Source organism: Microbacterium sp. NPDC058062 (genome assembly GCF_042885375.1).
GTDB lineage: Bacteria > Actinomycetota > Actinomycetes > Actinomycetales > Microbacteriaceae > Microbacterium > Microbacterium trichothecenolyticum_C.
In genome coordinates, this window is the sequence record NZ_JBHVSC010000008.1 from 1 (window position 1) to 23,540 (window position 23,540).

Sequence of the window (23,540 nt, forward strand, 5' to 3'; positions counted from 1 at the left end):
CATCCCAAGGCCACTCCTCGGGATGATCCACGAATCTGCACCGTGAGGCCCTGGGCCTACAAGAGCACCAGCACCCCACCCTCATAGGGTCTGACGTCCTCGAAAGCGCGCCGTTGCGGGGAGTTTCCAGCCACGACCCCTACCCTTGACGAGTGACTGCGCCCCTTCATTCCTCCGAGGCGCCGCTCGTCGGCGTCGTCATGGGCTCCGACTCCGACTGGCGGGTCATGAGCGACGCCTCTCAGGCGCTCACCGACTTCGGCATCGCGCACGAGGTCGAGGTCGTCTCGGCGCACCGCACGGTCGACAAGCTCGTCCGCTACGGGCGTGAGGCGCGGGCCCGCGGGCTGCGCGTCATCATCGCCGGCGCCGGAGGCGCCGCGCACCTCCCCGGCATGCTGGCATCCCTCACCGCCCTGCCGGTTGTCGGAGTGCCGGTGCAGCTCGCGACCCTCGACGGCATGGACTCGCTGCTCAGCATCGTGCAGATGCCGGCCGGCATCCCGGTCGCCACCGTCTCCATCAACGGCGCGAAGAACGCCGGCCTCCTCGCCGCGCGCATCCTCGGCAGCGCGGACGCCGACATCGCGGACCGCATCGAGGCATACGCCCGCGATCTCGAAGCGCAGGTCGAGCAGAAGAACCGGCGGCTCAAGGAGTCGCTGTGAGCGTCATGAGCGCGCCCCGCCTCAACGCCCGCCCGTCAGGTCCGGGTGTCGTCGAGGAGCGCCCGATGAGGAATCCGGATGCCTCATCCCGCGCCGTGATGACGCGCCGCGGGTGGTGGCTGGTCGGGCTCAACTTCCTGATCCCGGGTTCTGCGCAAGTGCTCGCGGGCAACCGCAAGCTCGGCCGATTCGGCATCGCCGCGACGCTGGTGATGTGGGTTCTCCTCGTCGTCGCCGCGCTGTTCGCGCTCCTCGCGCCCATGGCGGGTTTGAGCATCGTGACGAGCGCGTGGCTACCCGACTGGCTCGGGCTGCTGCGTCCGCTGCCGCTGCTGATCGCGCAGGGACTGCTGCTCGCCTACGCGGTGCTGTGGGTCGTGCTCACGATCGATACGCTGCGCCTGGTGCGGCTGGTCAAGACGGGGGGCATCGCGCGGTTCGCCATCGCGCTGGTGGGCGTCGGGCTTCTCGTGGTCGCGAGCGGAACCGCGGTCTATGCCTCGAACGCCGTCGGCGCCGTGCGCAGCACGATCAGCTCGATCTTCGGGGCGAGCGGTCCGACGGTTCCGCCCGACGACGGCTACTACAACATCCTCCTGCTCGGCGCCGACAGCGGCGAAGGCCGGGACTCGATGAGGTTCGACAGCATCTCGGTGGTCTCGGTGAACGCCGCGACCGGTGCGACCACGATCACCGGCATCCCCCGTGACATGCCGAACTTCCCGTTCGCCGAGGGGCCGATGCAGGACGAGTACCCGAACGGCTTCGAAGGCCACGGCGACCCCACCTGCGGCTGGGGGAGCGGGATCAACCAGCTGACGAATGCCGTCGAGCAGTGTCGCGAAGACCGCGGGGCCGGACTGTATCCGGATGCCGAGGCCCAGGGCTCGACGCCGGCCATCGAGGCGACCAAGGACGCGGCCGAGGGCATCCTCGGGATCAAGATCCCGTACTACGCCTTCGTCGACATGCACGGCTTCGCATCCTTGGTCGACGCGCTCGGCGGGGTCGACATCAGCGTCGTCGAGCGGCTGCCGAAGGGCGGTCCGCCCGAGGGCGTCGATCCGCACAACGTCGACGCATGGGCGACCGGCTGGATCGAGGCCGGCCAGCAGCACATGGACGGCGACACCGCGCAGTGGTACGCCCGCTCGCGCTACACGACGAGCGACTTCGACCGCATGAGGCGCCAGCGCGAGCTGCAGGAGGCGATCCTCGCCCAGTTCACGCCTCAGGTCGTTCTGACGCGCTTCCAGGATGTCGCGGCCGCCGGCGCCGACATCGTGGAGACGGACCTGCCGCAATCGCTGATCCCGACGCTCGTCGACCTCGCGGTCAAGGCGAAGGAGGAGCCGGTGCAGACGCTCGAGCTGACGCCCGCCGGTGGCATCGACGAGTTCAGCCCCGACTGGGCCTACATCGCACAGCTGGTGCAGACGACGCTCCACCCGCCGACCCCGACTCCGGCGGGCTGACCGATGGTGGCCACGCTGCGCGTCGTGCTGGATCAGCTCGTTGCGCCTTCCGAGCCCGAGTTGGTCGAGGCGTCGCGCGAGCTCGCGCGGGCGCTGGTGCTCGGAGCGCCGTCGGGCTGCGAGGTCGAGGCGATCGCGCCGGCCGGCGGTGTCGAAGGCGCACTGGACTCGGTGCCGGGTCTGGCGGGTGTGCGCCGCACGGCCCTGCCGCGACGCGAGCTCGCGGCTGCGCTGCAGTTGGGCGTGGGCACCGGCATCGGCGGTGGCATGATCCATTCGCCGTCGCTGTTCGCACCGCTCGTGCGCCACGATCGGGTGCACAACCACGATCAGGCCGTCGTCACGGTCTGGGACCTCCGGCCGTGGGAGTCGCCCTCGGAGCTGCCCCGAGCGGTGGTGGCCTGGCACAAGGCGATGCTGAAGCGCGCGGTGAAGCATGCGGACGCCGTGGTGGTGCCGACCCACTCGCTGGCGGCGCGACTGCGGGAGATCGCGCCGGGGCTGCGGGACCGGGTGCGCGTGATCGCCGGGGCGTCTCCGCTCGGGTTCGCCGTGCCGACGGATGAGGTCGGGCGGCGGCGCTCGCTCGATGTTCCCGAGGGATACGTATTGCTGGCCGGCGGGCCGCTGGGCTCAGAAGGGCTGGACGTCGGACTCGCTGCGGTCGCAGCATCCGGTGTCGATCTTCCTGTCGTCGTGATCGACGTCGAGGAGGGCCACGAGCCGGCGGTGGCGGACCTCGCCTCTGCGGCGGGGCTTCCGGAGCGGGCGCTGCACGTTCGGGGGGTTCTGGACACCTCCGACCGAGCTGCGGTGTTCGGCGCGGCGGTCGCGTTCGTGGCGCCCTCGCGCAGAGCGGCGTTCCCGTGGCGCGTGGTCGATGCCCTGACCCTCGGCGTGCCCGTGATCGCGGCGTCGTCAGCGGTGCACGACGAGGTCGTGTTCGACGGCGGAACGTTGGTTTCGGGAACGGATGCTGCGAGCCTCGCGGACGCGCTCGGCGCGGCGTTGGCCACGGGACTCGGGTCGACAGCCGCCGCCGAGCGCCTCGGCGTGCTCGCGGGGGATCGCGGTCGCGCGTTCTCGTGGCGCGAGGCCGCCGACAAGGTGTGGATGCTGCACGCGGAGCTCTAGCGGAGCGGATTAACCGCGCGGATCGGCCTATTCCTTCGGCGAGGCTACGCGGTACCATCTGACTCATGCGTCACACTGGTCACGTGGCTGCAGGTTACAGGGGGGAACGTCGCGCGCCTGCGCGACGCCGGGTCGGTGTTCTCGCGATGGCGGTCAGTCTCGTCGCGGCATTGCTGCTGGCGCCGGCAACAGCGTCGGCGAACCAGGCCGAGACGGAGCGGGTCGATACCGCGGTGGCGGGGGATGCCGTTGCCAGCGGGGTCGTCAAGACGGCGGACCTGTCGAAGTTCCAGCCGGGCAACATCATCAGCGACGCGAAATTCTACGATCGCAGCACGATGTCCGAGGCGCAGATCCAGTCGTTCCTCCAAGCTCGCCTCGCCCGCTGTTCGGCGGGGTACACATGTCTGAAGGACTACTACGACACATCGCGGTCGACGGCCGCCGACGCGATGTGCGGGGCGTATGCCGGTGGGATGTCGGAGCGGGCGTCGGCGATCATCTACAAAGTCGCGCAGGCCTGCGGCATCAACCCACAGGTCATTCTCGTCATGCTCCAGAAGGAGCAGGGCCTCGTGCTGTCGAGCACGCCGACCAAGGATCACTACCGCGCAGCCATGGGGCAGGGGTGCCCGGACACCGCAGCCTGCGACGCGCGGTACTACGGATTCTTCAATCAGGTCTTCGGCGCAGCATGGCAGTTGAAGCGGTACGCCAACCCGCCGGGGACGAGCCAGTACTTCACCTGGTACGCGCCGGGAAGGACATGGAACGTCCGGTGGCACCCGAACGAAGCCTGCGGGTCTGCGCCGGTGTACATCCAGAATCAGGCAACCGCCAGCCTCTACTACTACACGCCCTATCAGCCGAACGCCGCCGCCATCCGCGCGGGCTACAACGCGTCGAGCGATCCGTGTGCGTCCTATGGCAACCGCAACTTCTTCCAGTTCTTCACCGACTGGTTCGGCTCGACCCAGGTCTACAACGATCCCTTCGGCAACGTCGAGCTCGTCCAAGCGCTCCCGGGCGAGTTCCGGGTGTCCGGCTGGGCGGCGGATCTGGACACCACGGCGCCGATCTCCATCCACGTCTACGCCGGGTCGCAGAGCACAGCGTTCACCGCGGACCTCGAACGGGGCGACGTCGGGGCGGCGTACCCCGCAGTGGGCAGCCGTCACGGCTTCGACGTGCGGGTTCCGGCTGTCGGCGCGGGCCCGACGAACGTGTGCGTGTACGGGATCAACGTGGGCGGGGGTGCCAACGTCCTTCTGAAGTGCCTGCAGGCAGAGGCGATGAGCGGCTCCCCGGTGGGCAAGTTCGACACCGTCAAGGTCGTCGACAGCGGTGTCGAAGTGAGTGGATGGGCGATCGACCCCGACTCCACCGGGCCGACGTCGGTGCACGTCTACGTCGATTCGGTCGGCACCGCAGTCAATGCCGACAAGGCGCGCAGCGAGCTGACGACCACATATCCGGCCTACGGGACGAACCACGGATTCACCGCCAAGCTGCCTGCCTCGCCGGGTGTGCGATCCGTATGCGCCTACGCCATCAACATCGGCGCCGGCGGGACGACCACACTGGGCTGTCAGACGGTGACCGTTCCTGGATCGGTCGACCTCGGCCGCCCTCCCTTCGGCAACTACGAGGCGCTGACGGTCAGCGGCAATACGGCCAGCGCGTCAGGATGGGCGATCGACCCCGATACGACAGCACCGATCAGGATCCACCTCTACGTCGGCGCGACGGGCACGGAGTACACGGCCGACAAGGCGAGGGCGGACGTCGCGGCGATCTACCCGGCGTCCGGCGTGAACCACGGATTCGCGGAGAAAGTCACCCTGCCTGTCGGCACGACCCAGGTGTGCGCCTATGCGATCAACAACGGTGCAGGCGGCCACGCCTTCCTCGGCTGCAAGTCGGCGACCGTCGTCGACATGGCGCCGGATCTGGGGCGCGCGCCGTTCGGCAACTTCGAGTCCGTTACGGTGAGCGGCAACGTCGCGACCGCATCCGGTTGGGCGATCGATCCCGACACCGCCGCACCGATCAAGGTGCACCTCTACGCAGGCGCGACGGGCACGGAGTACACGGCCGACAAGGCCCGCGCGGACGTGGGCGCGAGCTATCCGGCGTCAGGACCCAACCACGGGTTCAGCGAGAAGCTGACGCTGCAGGCGGGCACGACGCAGATCTGCGCATATGCGATCAACACCGGCGCGGGCGGGCATACCTTCCTGGGGTGCAGATCGGCGACGGTCGTCGAGACCGGGCCCGACCTCGGCCGCGCCCCCCTGGGCAACTTCGAAGGCATCGCCGCGAGCGCCGGAGGGGCGACGATGTCGGGCTGGGCGCTCGACCCCGACACATCGGCATCCATCAAGATCCACATCTATGTCGGAGCTACTGGCGCGGAGTACACCGCGAACAAGCCTCGCGCAGACGTCGGGGCGGCGTATCGGCTGGGGGACGCCCATGGCTTCTCGGAGTTCGTGTCGATGCCGTCGGGCAAGAACTCCGTGTGCGTGTACGCGATCAACACGGGTGCCGGCGGGCACAGCTTCCTGGGCTGTCGAGACGTCGTCGTCCCCTGATCCCGCACTCCCACGAGGCGGGAAGGCAGCGCTGACGCCTCAGCGGTGGTCGGCGTGCGACCGCTGTGCCGATCCGGTGCGACGAGGGGCGAGCCATCCGGCGGTCCCGCGCGCGAGGCGGTGAGTCCCCCGCTCGATGAGCACGTAGAAGAGCCAGCCCGCGACAAGGGCGAGTGGGATCCCCACCGCTGGCGCGATCCAGGACTTGTCCGGCGGAGCGATGACGGCGAGCGTGACGAGGATCGGCTCGTGCACGAGGTACAGGCTGAACGAGATGGTCCCCGCCGCCACCAGGATGCGCGAGGACAGCACTCGAGCGGCGACGGGAAGGCAGACGGCGATCAGCACGACGGCGACTGCCCCCACCGCCACCACGGCTCCGTTCGCCTGGGCGACGGCGGCGGGCAGGAGATTGCCCGGCCACCAGCGGAACGTGAGAAGGAGCAGGGCCGCGACGATCAGCGCGAGCTGTGCCGCCCTGCTCCGGCGGGACCGGTCGAACCTCAGCGAGAGCTCGCCGAGCCGGTCGAGGTTGACCGCGACGAGCGAGCCCAGCCCGAAGAACGGCAGATACCGGAGCGCCGTGACGCCGCTGACGTCGCCCAGCACGACCAGTGCGATCAGCGCTCCTGCGATCACAGCCCAGTGTCGCGCGCCCCATCGCAGCGTGACCCACACGTACAGCGGCAGCAGCAGCGAGAACAGCACCTCCCATTGCAGCGACCACAACGGGCTGTTGAGCCACGTGGTCCCGTTGAGGAGCAGGCTGTTGTGGAGTGCGTTCGCGAGCGTGGGCGCCTCGTTGTGCATCTGTATCCACGGGCTGTAGCGGTCATCTGTCGCCCGTGGCCACAACCGAGCGAGCAGGACCGCAAGCGCTACAGAGAAGAGGACTGGCAGATACAGCCGGACGAGGCGGCTCGGGTAGTACGAGACCCACGGCAGCGCGCGTCGTCGGACGGCGGGCAGGGTGAGCACGAGGCCGCTCAGCACGAAGAAGACCAGAACCGCTTCAGACCCCGCCCACACCGCGTGGAGGGGCGTGTAGGCGAACGGGGCGACATACGCCGGAAACGGCTGCCCCCAGTACACAGCAGCGAATCCGGACATCGTGAGCAGCGCGTGGTGGAGCAGCACGATCAGCGCCGCGCCGCCCCGCAGACCGTCCAGGCTCGCGAGGCGAGGCGCGGGCGCCGGCGAGCTCACGGGGCGGTCGCGAGATAACGCGCGAGTCTGTCGGATGCCGGCTCGGCGTCGAAACCGGTCGCCGTGAGCTTCGCGAGCTCCAGGACGCTGTTCGCCGGCCGCGGCGCCACCGGTGCGGTGGCGGAGGCGAAGTAGTCGGCCGTGGATACTCCGGTCACGCGCTCCGGGTCGTGTCCCGTGAGTCGGAACACCTCGCGGGCGACGTCAGCCCACGACGTCGGTGCGCCGGCTCCGGTCAGGTTGTACGTGCCGTAGGGCGCGGCGGACTCGAGCAGGTGGCGGATGCCGCGGGCGATTTCCGGGGTGAAGGTGAGGCGACCCACCTGGTCGTCGACCACCCGCGGGTCCACTCCGCGCTCTGCGAGGCTCGCCATCGTGCGGACGAAGTTCTTCCCGTCGCCGATCACCCAGGAGGTGCGGACGATGTAGTGCCGGGGGACCGTCGAAACGATCGCGTCCCCGGCGGCCTTCGTCTGGCCGTACACGCCGAGGGGGCGGACCGGGTCGTCTTCGCGATAAGGGCGGTCCAGCGTTCCATCGAAGACATAGTCGCTCGACACGTGCACGAGCGTGATCCCGTTGGCTGCGGCGATCCGCGCCAGAGCGGCGACTCCGGTCACGTTCGCCGCCCACGCGTCCTGGCGTCCTTCGGCCGTCTCGGCGACATCGACGGCGGTGTGAGCCGATGCATTCACGATGACGCCGTAGTCGCGCCAGCGCCTCGACTCCGCCAAGTCGGCCGCGGTGACATCGAGCTCCGCCCTGGTGGCGAATTCGACAGCCGCGGAGTCGTCGAATGCCGCGCGCAGGGCCCGGCCGAGCTGACCCGCCGCACCGAGGACCAGCGTCTTCTTGGGCGGGATCGGCGTCACGTCCGCAAGGCGCGGATGGCCGAGGTCCTTGGGTGAGATCTCGACGTCGGCGAGTGGGATCGGCCACTCGATCGCCGCGGTCTCATCGGCGAGGTTCAGGAAGCTGTACGAGGCGTCAGGAGACCAATGGTCGTTCACGAGGTAGGTGTACGCGGTGTCGCGCGCCAGCGTCTGATAGGAGTTCCCGACGCCGCGGGGGACGAAGATGGCACGGGACGGATCGAGCTCCGTCGTGAACACCGCTCCGAACGTCGGACCCTCGCGCAGATCGACCCAGGCGCCGAAGATGCGTCCGGTCGCGACCGATACCCACTTGTCCCACGGCTCCGCGTGGATCCCACGGGTCGTTCCCACCGCGTCGTTGAACGAGATGTTGTTCTGCACGGGACCGAAGTCGGGCAGCCCGGCGGCAGTCATCTTCTCGCGCTGCCAATTCTCCTTGAACCAGCCGCGGGCGTCGCCGTGCACGGGAAGCTCGAAGACGACGAGGCCCGGTATCGGCGTCTCCTCGACGCTCAGCGGCTTGCCGAACTCGAGCGGAGCGTCGTCGACCACAGTCACTGCCCCTTCGAGGCGTAGAACGCCTCGACGCCGTCCTTCGTCGGCGCCCACCAGGACTCGTTGTCGCGGTACCACTGGATCGTGGCTGCGAGGCCGGCCTCGAAGTCGTCGTAGGACGGCGTCCACCCCAACTCCTCGCGGAGCTTCGTCGAATCGATCGCGTAGCGCAGATCGTGCCCGGCGCGATCCGTCACATGGTCGTAGGCGTCCTTCGACTCACCCATCAGGTGCAGGATCAGCTCCACGACATCCTTGTTGTTCTTCTCGCCGTCGGCGCCGATGAGGTAGGTCTCGCCGATGCGGCCACGCTCCAGGATCGCGAGCACGGCCGACGAGTGGTCGTCGGCGTGGATCCAATCCCGGACGTTCTCGCCCGCTCCGTAGAGCTTCGGACGGATGCCGCGGATGACGTTGGTGATCTGGCGCGGGATGAACTTCTCGACGTGCTGATACGGCCCGTAGTTGTTCGAGCAGTTGGAGATGGTGGCGCGCACGCCGAAGGACCGCACCCACGCGCGCACCAGAAGGTCGCTGCCCGCCTTCGTGGAGGAGTAGGGGCTGGACGGGTTGTACGGCGTCGACTCGGAGAACCGCGCAGGATCGTCGAGTTCCAGATCGCCGTACACCTCGTCGGTCGAGATGTGGTGCAAGCGGGTGTCGTGCTTGCGGGCGGCTTCCAGCAGCGTGTACGTCCCGATGATGTTCGTATCGAGGAACGGGCGCGGGTCGTGGAGCGAGTTGTCGTTGTGCGACTCGGCCGCGTAGTGCACGACGGCGTCCGCGCGAGAGAAGAGGTCGTCGACCAGGGGCGCGTCGGCTATGTCGCCCTGCACGAACGCGAAGCGGTCCGCGGGGAGACCGTCGAGTGAGGCGCGGTTGCCCGCGTACGTCAGCTTGTCGAGGACCGTGACGTGGTCGTCGGTGTGCTCGAGGACGTGGTGGACGAAGTTCGAGCCGATGAAACCGGCACCGCCAGTGACCAGGAGTCTGCGCATCGTTCCAGAATACCGGGCGGGGGTGCGGGCCCAGGTTTGGCTCACCTGGGCGCATGCCCGAGACTAGACCCATGCGTGGAATCATCCTGGCCGGCGGAACGGGCTCGCGGCTTCACCCGATCACACTGGGAATCTCGAAGCAACTCGTGCCCGTCTACGACAAGCCGATGATCTATTACCCGCTGTCAACGCTGATCCTCGCGGGGATCCAGGACATCCTCATCATCACGACCCCCCAGGACTCGGATCAGTTCCAGCGGCTGCTCGGAGACGGCAGCCGCTTCGGGGTCTCGATCACGTACAAGTCGCAGCCTTCGCCCGACGGACTTGCACAGGCATTCATCCTCGGCGAGGACCACATCGGGTCGGACTCGGCGGCTCTCGTCCTCGGCGACAACATCTTCTACGGCCAGGGGATGGGAACGCGTCTGCGTCAGTACACCGACCTCACGGGCGGCGTCGTCTTCGGCTACTGGGTCGACGATCCCACCGCCTATGGCGTCGTGGAGTTCGACGGGGTGGGCAACGTCGTGTCGCTCGAAGAGAAGCCCGCTCAGCCGAAGAGCAATTATGCGGTGCCGGGACTGTACTTCTACGACAACGACGTGGTGGAGATCGCGAAGAACCTCGAGCCGTCTCCGCGCGGCGAGCTCGAGATCACGGACGTCAACAAGGCGTACCTCACGCGAGGCGACCTCAAGGTAGAACTGCTTCCGCGCGGAACGGCGTGGCTGGACACCGGGACGTTCGACTCGCTGAGCGAGGCGACCGACTTCATCCGCACCGTCGAGAAGCGCCAGGGACTCTCGATCGGGTGCCCGGAGGAGGTCGCCTGGCGCATGGGATTCCTCTCGGACGAGGAACTGCGCTCGCGGGCGGAACCCCTTGTGAAGAGCGGGTACGGGGCATATCTGCTCAAGGCACTCGCCCAGGGATCCAACCAGCCTGCGGTCTAAGATCGACTCCGGCCGCGGCGCTCGATCGCGCCGCGAAGCAGCGATCGACGGTGGAGAATACGCACGCATGACAGACGCAGTCGACATCGCCAGCCGATCGGTGGCCGTTCCGGGTGGTTTTCCTGTGGGTGGTCGTCGTCTTGTGGTGTATGTGGTGTTCGATCGTCGTGGGGATGTGGATGACTACATTCCGTTGGCGTTGGCGGGGCTGCGTGAGCATGCGGCGCGGGTGCTGGTGGTCGTCAATGGGAAGTTGACCGATCAGGGGCGGGCGGCGTTGGAGCCGGTGTCCGACGAGATCCTGGTGCGTGACAACGAGGGGTTCGACATCTGGGCGCACAAGGCTGCGCTGGAGCATGTCGGTGATGCGCTGGCGGAGTTCGACGAGGTGCTGTTGACCAATGACACCTGGTTCGGGCCGGTGCGTCCGTATGGCCCGGTGTTCGAGCGGATGGGGGAGCGTGCGGTTCATTTCTGGGGGATGACCGATCATGCCCGGGAGGAGCCGAACCCGTTCACGGGTAAGGGTGTGCTGCCGTATCACCTGCAGTCGTTCTGGATCGCGGTGCGGCGGGAGATGTTCCTGTCGGAGCAGTGGGCGTCGTATTGGCGTGAGCTTCCCGAGATGCCGTCGTATTTCGATGCCGTGCTCAAGCACGAGGCGATGTTCACCGAGCACTTCACCGACCGCGGCTACACCGCCGACGTCGCCTACCCCAGCGCGGACTATCCCACCGATCACCCGGCACTGTTCAACCCGGACCTGCTCATGGACGATGGGTGTCCGGTTCTCAAGCGGCGGCCTTTCTTCCATTACCCGCCCTTCCTCGACAGGCATGCCGTCATCGGGCGGCAGAATCTCGAGCGCGTCGCAGGCCATGGGTATCCGGTCGCGGCGATCCTCCAGAATCTCGCGCGGAACGTGGCGCCGAAGACTCTGAACGCGGACGCGGGGATGCTCGAGGTCCTGCCGGACGTGGACACGTCCTATGACCCGGGACGACCGTTCCGTGTCGCAGTCTTCGTCCACGTCGCGTCGCCCGCGTCGCTGAAGCGCGTCCTCGGTTCTGTGGCGGTGATCCCCGTCGACTTCGACCTGTTCGTGTCGACGGTGGACACGGTCAGCCTGAGCGAGATCGAGCGCGGAGTCGCCGAAGCGGCATTGCCGCGCGCCGCGCGCAGGGAGGTGCGCCTCACCCCTGCCGAGCGTGGGCGTGACATGAGTGCATTCTTCATCGGGTGGCGCGACGTGCTGCGCTCCGGCGACCACGACCTGGCGATCAAGGTCCACGGGCGGACACCGGCGAAGCGCGATCCCAACGCCGTGCGCTACTTCCGCAGGTATCAGCTGGGCAATCTGCTGCCGAGCGCCGGTTATGTGGCCAACATCCTCGCGCTGTTCCAGCGGGAGGAGGGCCTCGGCGTGGTCTTCCCGCCGCCGATGCACATCGGCTACGCGACCCCGGGTCGCGGTTGGCACGCCTACCGCGAGCGGGGGCTCGAGATCACCAAGGGCCTCGGTATCCGGGTGCCGCTCGACGGAGTCTCGCCTCTCGCCCCACTAGGTGGAATGTGGATCGCACGCATCGAGGCGCTGAGACTGCTCACCGACGCAGAGTGGAGCTACGCCGACTTCATCAAGCCGCCGGGTGGCGCGGCCGTGCTGAGCAAGGTGCTCGAGCGCCTGGTGCCCCTTGCGGCGGGCGAGCTCGGCTTCCACGTGCGCACGGTGCTCACCCCCGAGCACGCAGCGATCAGTCATGTCGCGCTCGAGTACAAGGTCGATCAGCTGTCGTCCACGACGCCGGGCTACCCGGTCGAGCAGATCCAGTACTTCCACCGCGCCGGGTGGATGGGCATGGGGGGCGCCGTCGCGATCACCCGCATGTACATGCGGACCAATCATCCGCGCACGATGCAGGCTCTGAACCCGATCCTGTCCCCCGCGGGCCGGATCGCACGCGGTGTGCTGCGCCGCGGCAAGGCCGTCGCACGAAAGGTCCGCGGGATCCCGGAGACGAGGGAAGAACAGTGAGTGACGGAACCGAATCGACCGGGGCGACCCCGGTGGCCGTTCCGGGTGGTTTTCCTGTGGGTGGTCGTCGTCTTGTGGTGTATGTGGTGTTCGATCGTCGTGGGGATGTGGATGACTACATTCCGTTGGCGTTGGCGGGGCTGCGTGAGCATGCGGCGCGGGTGCTGGTGGTCGTCAATGGGAAGTTGACCGATCAGGGGCGGGCGGCGTTGGAGCCGGTGTCCGACGAGATCCTGGTGCGTGACAACGAGGGGTTCGACATCTGGGCGCACAAGGCTGCGCTGGAGCATGTCGGTGATGCGCTGGCGAAGTTCGACGAGGTGCTGTTGACCAATGACACCTGGTTCGGGCCGGTGCGTCCGTATGGCCCGGTGTTCGAGCGGATGGGGGAGCGTGCGGTTCATTTCTGGGGGATGACCGATCATGCCCGGGAGGAGCCGAACCCGTTCACGGGTAAGGGTGTGCTGCCGTATCACCTGCAGTCGTTCTGGATCGCGGTGCGGCGGGAGATGTTCCTGTCGGAGCAGTGGGCGTCGTATTGGCGTGAGCTTCCCGAGATGCCGTCGTATTTCGATGCCGTGCTCAAGCACGAGGCGATGTTCACCGAGCACTTCACCGACCGCGGCTACACCGCCGACGTCGCCTACCCCAGCGCGGACACGGGGTTCGATGACGCATCGCTGTTCGACGCCGGCGGCTTGATCGACGCCGGCTGCCCCGTGCTCCGCCGGCGCCCGTTCGGCGAATGGCCGCCGTATCTCGATCGGCATTCGGTCATCGGGCGCTGGACGCTCGCGAAGGCGGCGCGTCACGGGTATCCGGTCGCGCTGGCGATGCAGAATCTCGCACGCAACGTGCCTCCGCGCGATCTCAATGCCGACGCGGGACTCTTCGACGTCCTGACGGACGTCGCGGGCTCGTACGACGCGGCGAACCCGTTCCGGATCGTCGTCACCGCGCACATCTTCTACGAGGAGATGACCGGCGAAATGGTCGACCTCGCCGACACGCTCCCTGGAGCGTACGACCTGGTGGTGACCACACCTACGTCCGAGAAAGCGGACGCGATCCGCGGGCTGCTGGCCGAGCGGCCCGCGCGCGGATCGGTCGAGGTGCGCGTCGTCACCAACGACGGACGCGACCAGAGCGCATTCCTGATCGGATGCCGCGACATCCTGCTCGATCACCGGTACGACCTCGTCGTGAAGCTGCACTCGAAGAAGACCCCCCAGGACGGCTTCAACGTCGGCCGCCACTTCAAAGAACAGCAGTTCGACAACCTGCTCGCGAGCCCGGGATACACCTCGAACCTGCTCGCACTTTTCCAGAAGGAGCCGGGGCTCGGCCTCGTCTACCCGCCGATGATCCACATCGGCTACCCCTCGATGGGTCGAGGATGGTGGTCGAACAGACCGGGGTTCGAGAAGCTCGCCGCCGAGCTCGGCATCCGTGTGCCCCTCGACGACATCTCGCCCCTCGCGCCGTATGGGTCGATGTACATCGCGCGGCCCGAAGCGCTCCGGCCGCTGGTGCAGCGCGAGTGGCGCTACGAGGACTTCGGCGGCGCGGAGGCGTATCGCGACGGCGGCCTCGCGCACATCCTCGAGCGCATGCCCTCCTATGCCGCGGCCGAGCTCGGCTACCACACGCGCACCGCCTCGACCACGGAGTATGTCTCGATCTCGCACACCGCGTTTGAGTTCAACTTCGACGAGCTCTCCGCCACGACACCCGGCTACAGCTACGAGCAGATCCGGTTCATCCGCCGGGCGGGGTACGTCGGTCAAGGACGCGCGCGCGACTTCCTCCGCATGTACCTCCGGCTCAACCACCCTGGGGCGGAAGGGCGGATCCTCGGCGCCTTCGAACCCGAGCGGCCACTGGGGAGATGGGCGCGCCGGCTCCGCCACCCGCGCACGACGATCGCCAACGCGCTGGCCTTCAGGCGGCGCCCGTGATCGCTGCGCCCGCCGCCCGCACACCGGCGGCTATAGTTCTCTGGTCTACCCGATAGCGAGTACCCCCCTTGGACACTTCCGCACGTTTTGCTCGGCTCGCGGCTGAGCCGTTCACCGTCGTCGACACCCGCGGCCATCGTCCGCGTGTGCGCGGCGGAAAGCTCGGCGAGATATTCTCGCGTCGCGAGCTTCTCAACCTCCTCGTACGTCGCGATCTGCAGGCGCGCTACCGCGACAGCGCGCTGGGCTTCCTGTGGACCGTGATCCGCCCTCTGATCCAATTCCTGATGTATTACATCGTCCTCGGGCAATTCCTGGGGGCGGCCCGTGGGATCGATCAGTTCGCGATCTACCTGTTCTCCGGCCTCACGCTCTTCGCCTTCTTCAGCGACATGGTCTTCGGCGCCACCGGGTCGATCATCGGCAACGCCGGTCTCGTGAAGAAGATCTACCTCCCCCGCGAGATCTTCCCGCTGGCCTCCATCGGCGCGGCGTCCTTCATGTTCGTGGTGCAGCTGCTGATCCTGTTCGTCGCGGCTCTCGTCCTGAGCGCGCTGCCCGCGCCTGCCCAGATGCTGTGGTTCTTCCCCTCAGTGGGCCTCATCCTGGTCTGGGGCTTGGCGATCGGCCTGCTGCTGGCAGCGCTGAACGTCTATCTGCGGGACATCCAGTACCTCACCGAGGTCGTCATGATGCTGGCGATGTGGGGATCACCCATCGTCTACTCATGGCAGATGGTCACGGATGCGCTTGCGCGCTTCTCGCTGCCGGCCTGGGTCCTCGAGGTCTACGCCGCGAACCCGATCACGATCGGCGTGCTCGGATTCCACAAGGCGTTCTGGAACGCCGGCACGCCCGCCGACTACCCCGACAACCTGGGTCTGCGGATGGTCATCGCCGGAGTCGTCGGCCTCGTGTTCCTTTTCTTCTCCCATCGTGCGTTCGTCCGCATGCAGGGCAACTTCGCGCAGGAGCTCTGATGGACACCACCACTCCGCGTCCCGATCTCGTTCGGCTCACCGAGGTCAGCAAGCACTTCACCGTGCGCAAGGACAACAACCTGAAGGACCGCATCGTCTACTTCGGCCGCCTCGGCAGCGCCCACCGGCAGGACTTCATCGCCGTGGACGATGTGTCGCTGTCGATCCAAGCCGGCACGACGGTGGGTCTCATGGGTGCCAACGGGTCGGGCAAGAGCACGTTGCTCAAGCTCATCGGAGGCATCGTGTCGCCCTCGTCCGGCACGATCGAGACGCGCGGTCGCATGGCGGCCCTCCTCGAGCTCGGCGCCGGCTTCCACCCCGATCTGAGCGGGCGCGAGAACGTCTACCTCAACGCATCGATCCTCGGCCTGACGCGTGACCAGATCGATGCGCAATTCGATGCGATCGTGGCGTTCAGCGGCATCGGCGACTTCATCGACACCGCAGTCAAGTTCTACTCGTCCGGCATGTATGTGCGTCTGGCGTTCGCCGTTGCCGTGCACACCGATCCGGACATCCTCCTGGTCGACGAGGTGCTGGCTGTCGGCGACGAGGCGTTCCAGCGGAAGTGCATGGAGCGGATCGCCCAGTTCCGCGAAGAGGGCCGCACGATCATCCTGGTGAGCCACTCCGCTCAGCAGGTGGCGGAACTCTGCGATCGCGGCATCGTCCTCAGCAACGGCAAGGTCGTATTCGACGGCGACACCAACGCGGCCATCGGGGCCCTCCGCGACGTGCTGGACGGTCGTCGCGTGGGGGAGGCGCCGCCTGAGAGCACGATGCACCCGATCCAGGTGAAGCGCATCGAGCTTCTGGATGCGGACGGTGAGCTGACGCGCAACGTGGCCGCGGGCGACCCTCTCACGATCCGGGTGCACGTGGACTCGTTGCGCCCGATCCAGCGCTGGGAGCTCGGTTTCAGCATCGACACCCCGCTCGGACACATGGCGCTGGCGAGCAACACCGAAGTTCTCGGAGTGCGGCTCGCGCCGATCTCGGGGCCGGTGCACGTCGACCTCCGCATCGAAGAAGTGCACCTCGGGCCGGGACAGTACTACGTGAACGCGAACGCGGCCGGGGTGAGCGAAGAGAGCAGCCACGGCCTCATGCAGGGTGCGCTGTTCACCGTCACCAGCGCGCATCCGACCTTCGGCACCGTGGCCGCCGCGGTCACCGTCGACAGCGCCGGCAGCGGTGATCGTGGCTGACGCGCCCGATCGCACCGCCGGCGTCGTACTCGCCTACCACCCTACTGACGAGATCCGCGAGAACATCTCGCGACTGCTGGCTCAGGTTGCGCGCGTCTTCGTCGTGAACAACTCACCGGATGCCGCATCCCGAGCTCTCCTCGCACACTTCGACGACGATCGGGTAGAAGTGCTCGAGCAGTCGGGAAACGTGGGCGTCGCCGCCGGCTTCAATGCCGGTATGCGGGCGGCTCTCGCGGCCGGATTCGACTTCGTGTGGATCTTCGACCAGGACAGCACGGTCGCAGACGGCATGCTCGAGGCGCTGCTCAGGGCGCAGTCGCGCGCCGACCTCAAGGTCGGAATCGTCGGGCCGGCCCTGCGCGCGGCAGAGACGGGCAACGTGTACGACGCCGACCGCGGGCAGGGGAGCGCGCCGATCGAAGCGCTCATCTCGTCGGGGGCGCTGTTCTCGCGGCCCCTGCTCGAAGACATCGGGCTCCACGACGAGGCCCTCTTCATCGACTACGTCGATCACGACATCTCGCTGAGAGCGGGGCGAGCCGGCTATACCAACCTCAAGGTGTTCGACACGCTCCTCGACCACCGGTTCGGCGATTCGCAGCCCGCACGGTTCCTCTGGCGGCGCGTCTACATCGCGAACTACTCGCCGATGCGGCACTACTACACGTCGCGCAACAGGGTGATCGTCGCGCGGCGGTTCGGCCCTGGCAAGTGGTTCCGCGACGACCTGCGCTACTCCGTCAAGGCCTGGGCGAAGGTGCTGTTCTGCGAGCAAGGCCGGCCGAAGAAGATCGGGGCCTTCTTCCGAGGACTCCGCGACGGGATCTCCTACCGCGACGTCTGATCGTCTGCGGCCGCCGTGGTCACGCCGGCCGTCGCCGCATCGTCGGCGGCCGACGGCTCCACCGCAACCTCGTGCTCCTCGGAGGCATCCGTTCCCGTGATGGCGCGAGTCGCGCGGACCACGAACCAGAGCAGCACACAGGCTGCCGCGAACGCCAGTGAGCTGCCGATCCACACGACGGCGGGGGCGACCGCGCCGCCCCACCACCACTGCGCACCCGCGCCGGGGTCGATCGCGATGCTCCCGGCACCGACCGTGTAGCGACGGATGTTGAACTGCATCGCGAGCGCGGCGGCTGCGACCAGAGCGACGCCCACAATGAGTGCGCGGGCACCGGTCCATGCCTGGAGCACAGAGGGTCGCAGGCAGGCGACGCCGGCGAGGATGACGAGCAGGGGCAGGATGTAGCGCGGCTGGACGATCGTTCCGACGACCGCGTGCGACTGGGCCAGAAGGACGAACGGCACGAGCCAGCAGGCCATGAACGCGAGGACCAGGGCGATCGACCGTCGCAGCCCAGGGCGGTGCACACCGATGAACACCGCCCCGCAGAATGCGGCGAAGGCGAAGACCGGCACCGTGACGGGCACCGACGTGTCGAGCCAGCCGAGCCCCGCGTCGCCGAAGACTCCGAGCCAGAGCGACGGAACCCCGAAGAAGTTCGAGACATGCTGCGCGCCCGTCAGCGGGGGATTGGTGTTCGGCAAGCCTGATGTGAGCGCGCTCGTCTGGTCGGCACTGAGATAGAACGCCACGCTCACCGCGACGACGACGGCTCCGGCGATCGCCGGAACGAGGAGTCGGCGTCCGCGGCGTGCGCCGAGGACCGCGGCGATCACCACTCCGAAAACTGCGAACGCCGCGGCGTCGGCGCGCGCCCCCGCCCCGAGGCAGGCGCCGAGCACGGCCAGGCCCGCGAGGACGAATTGGCGGGTGCCTGCGGTCTGCGTCGCGCCGTACAGAGTCACCCAGACGACGGCGGAGGACGCGTACGCCCACGCGGACGGGTTGGTCGAGGCGATGAGGAACAGGCCGAGCGGAACCGCGGTCACGAGCGCCGAGATCACGAGCGCCGGTCGCATACGACGCGGCAGCGCGAAGAAGACGCCAGTCAGCAGCCCGACCACGAGCGCGCTGTTGAACACCCGCATGATCAGGACGGAGTTGACGACGTCCTCCGAGGCGAAGACGCCCATGGTCGCGTAGAAGAGCCGCGGGTAGAGTCCGTTGGCATTCATCCACGTGGCCTCGGCCATGCCGTCCTGCTCGCTGTTCCAGCAGGCGGCGCTCATCTCGGGGTGATAGGCGTAGCACGGCGCGTTCACCACCGGCGCCGGCACCATGCGGGTGTCCGGGTCCCCTGATGTCTCGCAGAGTCCTTCCCGCTCGCCGAGCCCGCACCAGATCGACGGCAGATGGAAGTTGTCATCGGGGCTCGAGCCCACCGGCGATGCGAAGGACCACCCGACGAGTGCGAGAAAGAACAGGACGGGGATGGCGAACGCCGCGACCAGCGTCAGCGGAGGTCGGGGGCGCGAGGTCACTGGATCATAGTAGTCGGAGGCTCCGTCGCGCCCGGGTAAGCTTGCATGACGTGTGCCCCACCGACCCTTCCCTCGTCAGGATCGCCGCAAGCGCCGATGTCGCCGCCGATGCGGTGATCGGCGACGGCAGTTCCATCTGGCATCTCGCCCAGGTCCGGGAGGGCGCCCGGCTCGGACGCGACTGCGTCGTGGGTCGCGGTGCCTACATCGGGACCGGGGTCACGATGGGCGATGCCTGCAAGGTGCAGAATTATGCGCTGGTCTATGAGCCGGCCGCGCTCGCCGATGGCGTGTTCATCGGACCGGCGGTCGTCCTCACGAACGACACCTACCCGCGCGCGATCAACCCGGACGGCACACTCAAGAGCGCGCACGACTGGACTCCGGTGGGGGTGACGATCGAGCAGGGCGCTTCCATTGGCGCCCGTGCGACGTGCGTGGCTCCGGTGACGATCGGGGCCTGGGCGACGGTCGCCGCCGGGGCGGTCGTCGTCAAGGACGTGCCTGCGCATGCTCTGGTCGCCGGCGTGCCCGCCCGCCGCATCGGCTGGGTCGGTCGCGCCGGTGTGCCCCTCGTCGAGGACGGCGAGAATCGCTGGCGTTGCCCGGCGACCGATACCACCTACGTCGAGGCAGACGGAGTCCTTCTGGAGGAAACACAGTGACCGAGTTCATCCCCGCCGCAAAGCCGATCATCGGTGACGAAGAGCGAGCCGCGGTCGATCGCGTCCTGCTGAGCGGCATGGTCGCCCAGGGCCCCGAGGTCGCCGCGTTCGAAACCGAGTTCTCCGAGCACTTCGTCGCCGGTCGCCCGGTCGTCGCCGTGAATTCGGGAACCTCGGGCCTGCACCTCGGATTGCTCGCCGCCGGGGTCGGATCGGGCGATGAGGTGATCGTGCCTTCGTTCACCTTCGCAGCCACCGGCAACTCGGTAGCGCTCACTGGCGCGACGCCGGTGTTCGCCGACATCGAGCCCGACTCCTTCACCCTCGACCCGTCGTCGGTCGAGGCCGCGATCACCGACAGGACGAAGGGCATCATGCCGGTTCACCTGTATGGGCACCCCGCCCGGATGAAGGAGCTGCGCGCGATCGCAGATCGCCACGGTGTGTCGCTCTACGAGGACGCCGCGCAGGCCCACGGGGCCGCGCTCGACGGCCACCAGGTCGGCACCTTCGGCGAATTCGCCATGTTCTCGCTCTACCCGACCAAGAACATGACCAGTGGTGAGGGCGGAATGGTCTCCACAGTCGACGCCGAGTTCGCCCGGCGCGTCCGTCTGCTGCGTAACCAGGGGATGGAACGTCAGTACGAGAACGAGGTCGTCGGGTTCAACGCCCGCATGACCGACCTTCATGCGGCGATCGGGCGCGTTCAGCTCACGAAGGTCGACGGGTGGACCGATGCGCGGCGGAGCAACGCCGCGTTCCTCGACGCGAACCTCAGCGGCGTCATCGTGCCGCCGGTCGCCGACGGGGCGCGCCACGTGTACCACCAGTACACGATCCGCGTTCAGGACGACCGCGACGGTTTCGTGCGAGCGCTGAAGGACGAGCACGGTGTCGGCAGTGGCGTCTACTACCCGATCCCGAACCACCGCCTGCCATCGCTGGCGCCCTATGCACCGGGGCTCGATCTGCCCGAAACCGAGCGAGCCGCCCGTGAGGCGGTGTCGCTCCCGGTGCACCCGTCGCTGAGCGGCGCCGACCTCGATCGCATCGTCTCGGCCGTCGAGGCCGTCGCCGGGGCGGGTGCCTGATGGCCGTCCTGCGCGCCGGGCTCATCGGACTCGGGATGATGGGCCGCCATCACGCGCGGATCCTGCGCGATGTCGAGGGCGTCGAGCTGGTCGCCGTGGCCGATCCCGCCGGGGACCCGCATCGCGTCGCGGGAGGCCTCGAGGTGCTCTCCGGCGTCGACGAGCTCGTCGCCGCCGGTCTGGACATCGCGATCGTCGCGATCCCGACCCGGTTCCATGCCGACGCCGCTTTCGCCCTCGCCGAGGCCGGCGTCCACACGCTCGTCGAGAAGCCGATCGCCGAGGAAGCTGTCACGGGACGCCGCGTCGCCGAGGCCTTCGGAGCCCGCGGACTGATCGGCGCGGTCGGCCACGTCGAGCGCTTCAACCCCGCGCTGCAGCAGCTGCGGGCACGACTCGAGGCCGGTGACGCCGGCGACGTGTATCAGATCGCCACCCGCCGCCAGAGCTCTTTCCCCGGTCGCATCGGCGATGTCGGCGTCGCCAAAGACCTGGCGACGCATGACATCGACCTGACCGCGTGGGTCGCGCAGTCGACGTACCGCGCGGTGTCGGCTCAGACCGCCCACAAGAGCGGACGGGACCACGAGGACATGATCGCGATCACCGGTCGCCTGCGCAACGGCATCATCGCGAACCACCTCATCAACTGGCTCAGCCCGATGAAGGAGCGCGTGACCGTGGTCACCGGCGAGCGAGGCACCTTCATCGCCGACACGGCCACGGGAGACCTCACGTTCTACGCGAACGGCACCGTGGCGCTCGAGTGGGAATCGGTATCGACTTTCCGCGGCGTGTCCGAGGGTGATGTGACGCGCTTCGCCTTCGCGAAGAAGGAGCCGCTGCGGGCGGAGCTCGAGGCGTTCCGCGACTCGGTCCTCGGCGCGCGCACCGAGTTGTCGACCATGGCCGAAGCGGCCCACACGCTCGAGGTGGTCGAAAGCGCGCTGCTGTCCGCCCGGGAGGGCGTCACCGAGGTCGTGTCCGACCCGGTGTCCGTCAACGGGCACTGAGACCGCTTCCGGCTCAGTCGTCGACGTCGCGCTTCGCGAACACCCAGTAGCGGTACAGGAAGTAGTTCCAGACCGTCGTCGCCACGACCGCGGCGACCTTCCCGACTGCCCACGGCAGACCGATGGCGTCCGAGGCCGCAACGATCAGGGTGGTTGCGACCGTGTTGACGGCGACGAGAATCGTGTAGCGGAGGGCGCTGGGCGCGACTCCCTCCGATGAGCGGAAGGCGACCGTGCGCTGCAGCGTATATGTGACGACGAAGCTCATCAGGAACGCGGTCGGGGTGCTGATTGCGAGCGGAATCCCGAACGCCTCGTGCAGCAACCACAGGAGGCCGATGTCGAAGAGGAAGCTGAATCCCCCGACGACAAGAAAGCGCGCCACGCTGGTCGACCACAGGCGGACGAGCAGGGACCTACGCTCTGGCCTCGGGTCAGCATGCACGCCTTCCATCCTCCCATGCCCCGCTGGGATGCGAGTTCACCGGTAAGGACCCGACAGGCGCCGCGATAAGGTTGCAGGTGCGTTCGGACCCGGAAGGCTGCACTCGTCATGGATCTGCTCATCGTCGGCTCGGGGTTCTTCGGACTCACCATCGCCGAGCGTGCCGCGTCATCCGGCCGCAAGGTCACGGTCATCGACCGGCGTGACCACATCGGCGGAAACGCTTACAGCGAGAACGAGCCGACGACCGGGATCGAGGTCCACCGCTACGGCGCGCACCTGTTCCACACGTCGAACCCCGGCGTGTGGGACTACGTCAACCGCTTCACCACGTTCACAGATTACGTCCACCGGGTGTACACCAATCACGGGGGAGTCGTCTTCCCGCTTCCGATCAACCTCGGAACGATCAACCAATTCTTCGGCGCCGCCTACGGACCCGCAGAGGCCCGGGCCCTCATCCACGAGCTCGCCGGGGAGTTCGATGCGAAGTCGGCGGAGAATCTCGAGGAGAAGGGCATCGCGCTCATCGGACGCCCGCTCTACGAGGCGTTCATCCGCGACTACACCGCGAAGCAATGGCAGACGGATCCCAGGCATCTGCCCGCCGAGATCATCAACCGCCTGCCCGTGCGCTATACCTACGACAACCGCTACTTCAACGACACGTGGGAGGGGCTTCCTGTCGACGGCTACACGGCGTGGCTCGAGCGCATGGCCGACCACCCCGGCATCGAGGTGCGGCTCGGAACCGATTTCTTCGACGAGACGCAGCCTCTGCACAAGGGGGCGACCGTCGGTCAGGTTCCGATCGTCTACACCGGTCCCGTCGACCGGTACTTCGGCTACGCGGAGGGCTCGCTGTCGTGGCGGACGCTCGACTTCGAGCAGGAGGTGCTCGAAGTGGGCGACTTCCAGGGCACAGCCGTCATGAACTACGCGGACGCGGACATCCCGTACACCCGTATCCATGAGTTCCGGCACTTCCACCCGGAGCGCGCAGAGCGGTATCCGCGCGACAGGACCGTCATCATGCGCGAGTTCTCACGCTTCGCCACCCACGACGACGAGCCCTACTACCCCGTGAACACTCCCGAGGATCGCGCAGGTCTGCTCGCCTACCGCGAGCTCGCCAAGGACGAGGACGGCGTGCACTTCGGCGGTCGGCTGGGGACGTATCAGTACCTCGACATGCACATGGCCATCGGATCCGCCCTCTCGATGTGGAGCAACGAACTGGCGTGACCGAAGTCCGCCCGCACCGCGAGCGCGACGCAGGGCCGCCCA

The 23,540-nt window shown here is 67.8% G+C and carries 19 protein-coding genes; 14 read left to right on the forward strand and 5 right to left on the reverse strand.

Annotated features, from left to right (window positions below; translation table 11 throughout):
* Window positions 1–200: 200 nt before the first annotated feature.
* The 4 genes from purE to ACFVSU_RS20520 all read left to right on the forward strand — a co-directional run bounded on the left by purE (window position 201) and on the right by ACFVSU_RS20520 (window position 5,871).
* Window positions 201–668, forward strand: coding sequence for a 5-(carboxyamino)imidazole ribonucleotide mutase (purE, locus tag ACFVSU_RS20505; protein ID WP_387147602.1), 468 nt, complete (start codon window positions 201–203; stop codon window positions 666–668).
* Entirely contained in the window at window positions 665–2,143 is a 1,479-nt protein-coding gene (locus ACFVSU_RS20510) for an LCP family protein (protein WP_387147409.1), read from the forward strand. Before purE ends, ACFVSU_RS20510 begins: the two co-directional genes overlap by 4 nt.
* Window positions 2,144–2,146: 3 nt before the next feature.
* The gene (locus ACFVSU_RS20515) at window positions 2,147–3,277 is read left to right on the forward strand and encodes a glycosyltransferase (RefSeq protein ID WP_387147412.1); all 1,131 of its coding nucleotides are present in this window, start codon (window positions 2,147–2,149) and stop codon (window positions 3,275–3,277) included.
* A gap of 146 nt (window positions 3,278–3,423) precedes the next feature.
* Window positions 3,424–5,871 (forward strand): hypothetical protein, encoded by a 2,448-nt coding sequence (locus ACFVSU_RS20520; protein ID WP_387147415.1) that lies wholly within the window; start codon window positions 3,424–3,426, stop codon window positions 5,869–5,871.
* 39 nt (window positions 5,872–5,910) lie between these two features.
* On the opposite strand, the gene ACFVSU_RS20525 is transcribed toward ACFVSU_RS20520, so the two are convergent.
* From ACFVSU_RS20525 to rfbB, 3 genes are read right to left on the reverse strand one after another with little or no spacing between them, the layout of a single operon-like run.
* Entirely contained in the window at window positions 5,911–7,077 is a 1,167-nt protein-coding gene (locus ACFVSU_RS20525; RefSeq protein WP_387147418.1) for an acyltransferase family protein, read from the reverse strand.
* Window positions 7,074–8,510, reverse strand: coding sequence for a sugar nucleotide-binding protein (locus tag ACFVSU_RS20530; protein ID WP_387147421.1), 1,437 nt, complete (start codon window positions 8,508–8,510; stop codon window positions 7,074–7,076). The genes ACFVSU_RS20525 and ACFVSU_RS20530 overlap by 4 nt, the downstream gene beginning before the upstream one ends.
* A complete protein-coding gene (gene rfbB / locus ACFVSU_RS20535) occupies window positions 8,507–9,505 on the reverse strand; it encodes a dTDP-glucose 4,6-dehydratase (protein WP_387147424.1) in 999 nt (332 codons plus the stop codon). The genes ACFVSU_RS20530 and rfbB overlap by 4 nt, the downstream gene beginning before the upstream one ends.
* A gap of 71 nt (window positions 9,506–9,576) precedes the next feature.
* Between rfbB and rfbA the strand changes: the two genes are divergently transcribed.
* The 6 genes from rfbA to ACFVSU_RS20565 all read left to right on the forward strand — a co-directional run bounded on the left by rfbA (window position 9,577) and on the right by ACFVSU_RS20565 (window position 17,492).
* Window positions 9,577–10,461 carry a glucose-1-phosphate thymidylyltransferase RfbA gene (gene rfbA / locus ACFVSU_RS20540; protein WP_387147426.1) on the forward strand — a complete coding sequence of 295 codons (885 nt, stop codon included), beginning with the start codon at window positions 9,577–9,579 and terminating at the stop codon, window positions 10,459–10,461.
* Window positions 10,462–10,528: 67 nt separating this feature from the next.
* Entirely contained in the window at window positions 10,529–12,496 is a 1,968-nt protein-coding gene (locus ACFVSU_RS20545) for a rhamnan synthesis F family protein (RefSeq protein WP_387147429.1), read from the forward strand.
* A gap of 56 nt (window positions 12,497–12,552) precedes the next feature.
* Entirely contained in the window at window positions 12,553–14,454 is a 1,902-nt protein-coding gene (locus tag ACFVSU_RS20550; RefSeq protein WP_387147605.1) for a rhamnan synthesis F family protein, read from the forward strand.
* Window positions 14,455–14,522: 68 nt separating this feature from the next.
* Entirely contained in the window at window positions 14,523–15,434 is a 912-nt protein-coding gene (locus ACFVSU_RS20555; protein ID WP_387147432.1) for an ABC transporter permease, read from the forward strand.
* Window positions 15,434–16,645 (forward strand): ABC transporter ATP-binding protein, encoded by a 1,212-nt coding sequence (locus ACFVSU_RS20560; protein WP_387147435.1) that lies wholly within the window; start codon window positions 15,434–15,436, stop codon window positions 16,643–16,645. Before ACFVSU_RS20555 ends, ACFVSU_RS20560 begins: the two co-directional genes overlap by 1 nt.
* Complete coding sequence (locus ACFVSU_RS20565; RefSeq protein ID WP_387147438.1) at window positions 16,638–17,492, forward strand: glycosyltransferase family 2 protein; 855 nt, start codon at window positions 16,638–16,640, stop codon at window positions 17,490–17,492. Before ACFVSU_RS20560 ends, ACFVSU_RS20565 begins: the two co-directional genes overlap by 8 nt.
* On the opposite strand, the gene ACFVSU_RS20570 is transcribed toward ACFVSU_RS20565, so the two are convergent.
* Window positions 17,477–19,036, reverse strand: coding sequence for a DUF2142 domain-containing protein (locus ACFVSU_RS20570; protein WP_387147441.1), 1,560 nt, complete (start codon window positions 19,034–19,036; stop codon window positions 17,477–17,479). The two genes, ACFVSU_RS20565 and ACFVSU_RS20570, sit on opposite strands and share 16 nt — an antisense overlap.
* 50 nt (window positions 19,037–19,086) lie before the next feature.
* Between ACFVSU_RS20570 and ACFVSU_RS20575 the strand changes: the two genes are divergently transcribed.
* From ACFVSU_RS20575 to ACFVSU_RS20585, 3 genes are read left to right on the forward strand one after another with little or no spacing between them, the layout of a single operon-like run.
* A complete protein-coding gene (locus tag ACFVSU_RS20575) occupies window positions 19,087–19,701 on the forward strand; it encodes an acyltransferase (protein ID WP_387147444.1) in 615 nt (204 codons plus the stop codon).
* Window positions 19,698–20,795, forward strand: coding sequence for a DegT/DnrJ/EryC1/StrS family aminotransferase (locus ACFVSU_RS20580; protein ID WP_387147447.1), 1,098 nt, complete (start codon window positions 19,698–19,700; stop codon window positions 20,793–20,795). The genes ACFVSU_RS20575 and ACFVSU_RS20580 overlap by 4 nt, the downstream gene beginning before the upstream one ends.
* Entirely contained in the window at window positions 20,795–21,808 is a 1,014-nt protein-coding gene (locus ACFVSU_RS20585) for a Gfo/Idh/MocA family oxidoreductase (protein WP_387147450.1), read from the forward strand. Before ACFVSU_RS20580 ends, ACFVSU_RS20585 begins: the two co-directional genes overlap by 1 nt.
* A 13-nt stretch (window positions 21,809–21,821) precedes the next feature.
* Here the strand turns inward: ACFVSU_RS20585 and ACFVSU_RS20590 are convergent, their stop codons facing one another.
* On the reverse strand, window positions 21,822–22,193 hold the full coding sequence (locus ACFVSU_RS20590) for a GtrA family protein (RefSeq protein WP_387147453.1): 372 nt from the start codon (window positions 22,191–22,193) through the stop codon (window positions 21,822–21,824).
* Window positions 22,194–22,361: 168 nt separating this feature from the next.
* On the opposite strand from ACFVSU_RS20590, the gene glf reads away from it, so the two are divergent.
* Window positions 22,362–23,498, forward strand: a complete 1,137-nt coding sequence (gene glf / locus ACFVSU_RS20595; RefSeq protein ID WP_387147456.1) for a UDP-galactopyranose mutase — start codon at window positions 22,362–22,364, stop codon at window positions 23,496–23,498.
* Window positions 23,499–23,540 lie beyond the last annotated feature (42 nt).

Bases quoted from the DNA above. Each gene is read 5' to 3' on its own strand.
- purE (WP_387147602.1), top strand. From the start codon at position 201: ATGGGCTCCGACTCCGACTGGCGGGTCATGAGCGACGCCTCTCAGGCG.
- ACFVSU_RS20515 (WP_387147412.1), top strand. From the start codon at position 2,147: ATGGTGGCCACGCTGCGCGTCGTGCTGGATCAGCTCGTTGCGCCTTCC.
- ACFVSU_RS20520 (WP_387147415.1), top strand. From the start codon at position 3,424: ATGGCGGTCAGTCTCGTCGCGGCATTGCTGCTGGCGCCGGCAACAGCG.
- rfbB (WP_387147424.1), bottom strand. From the start codon at position 9,505: ATGCGCAGACTCCTGGTCACTGGCGGTGCCGGTTTCATCGGCTCGAAC.
- rfbA (WP_387147426.1), top strand. From the start codon at position 9,577: ATGCGTGGAATCATCCTGGCCGGCGGAACGGGCTCGCGGCTTCACCCG.
- ACFVSU_RS20545 (WP_387147429.1), top strand. From the start codon at position 10,529: ATGACAGACGCAGTCGACATCGCCAGCCGATCGGTGGCCGTTCCGGGT.
- ACFVSU_RS20560 (WP_387147435.1), top strand. From the start codon at position 15,434: ATGGACACCACCACTCCGCGTCCCGATCTCGTTCGGCTCACCGAGGTC.
- ACFVSU_RS20585 (WP_387147450.1), top strand. From the start codon at position 20,795: ATGGCCGTCCTGCGCGCCGGGCTCATCGGACTCGGGATGATGGGCCGC.
- glf (WP_387147456.1), top strand. From the start codon at position 22,362: ATGGATCTGCTCATCGTCGGCTCGGGGTTCTTCGGACTCACCATCGCC.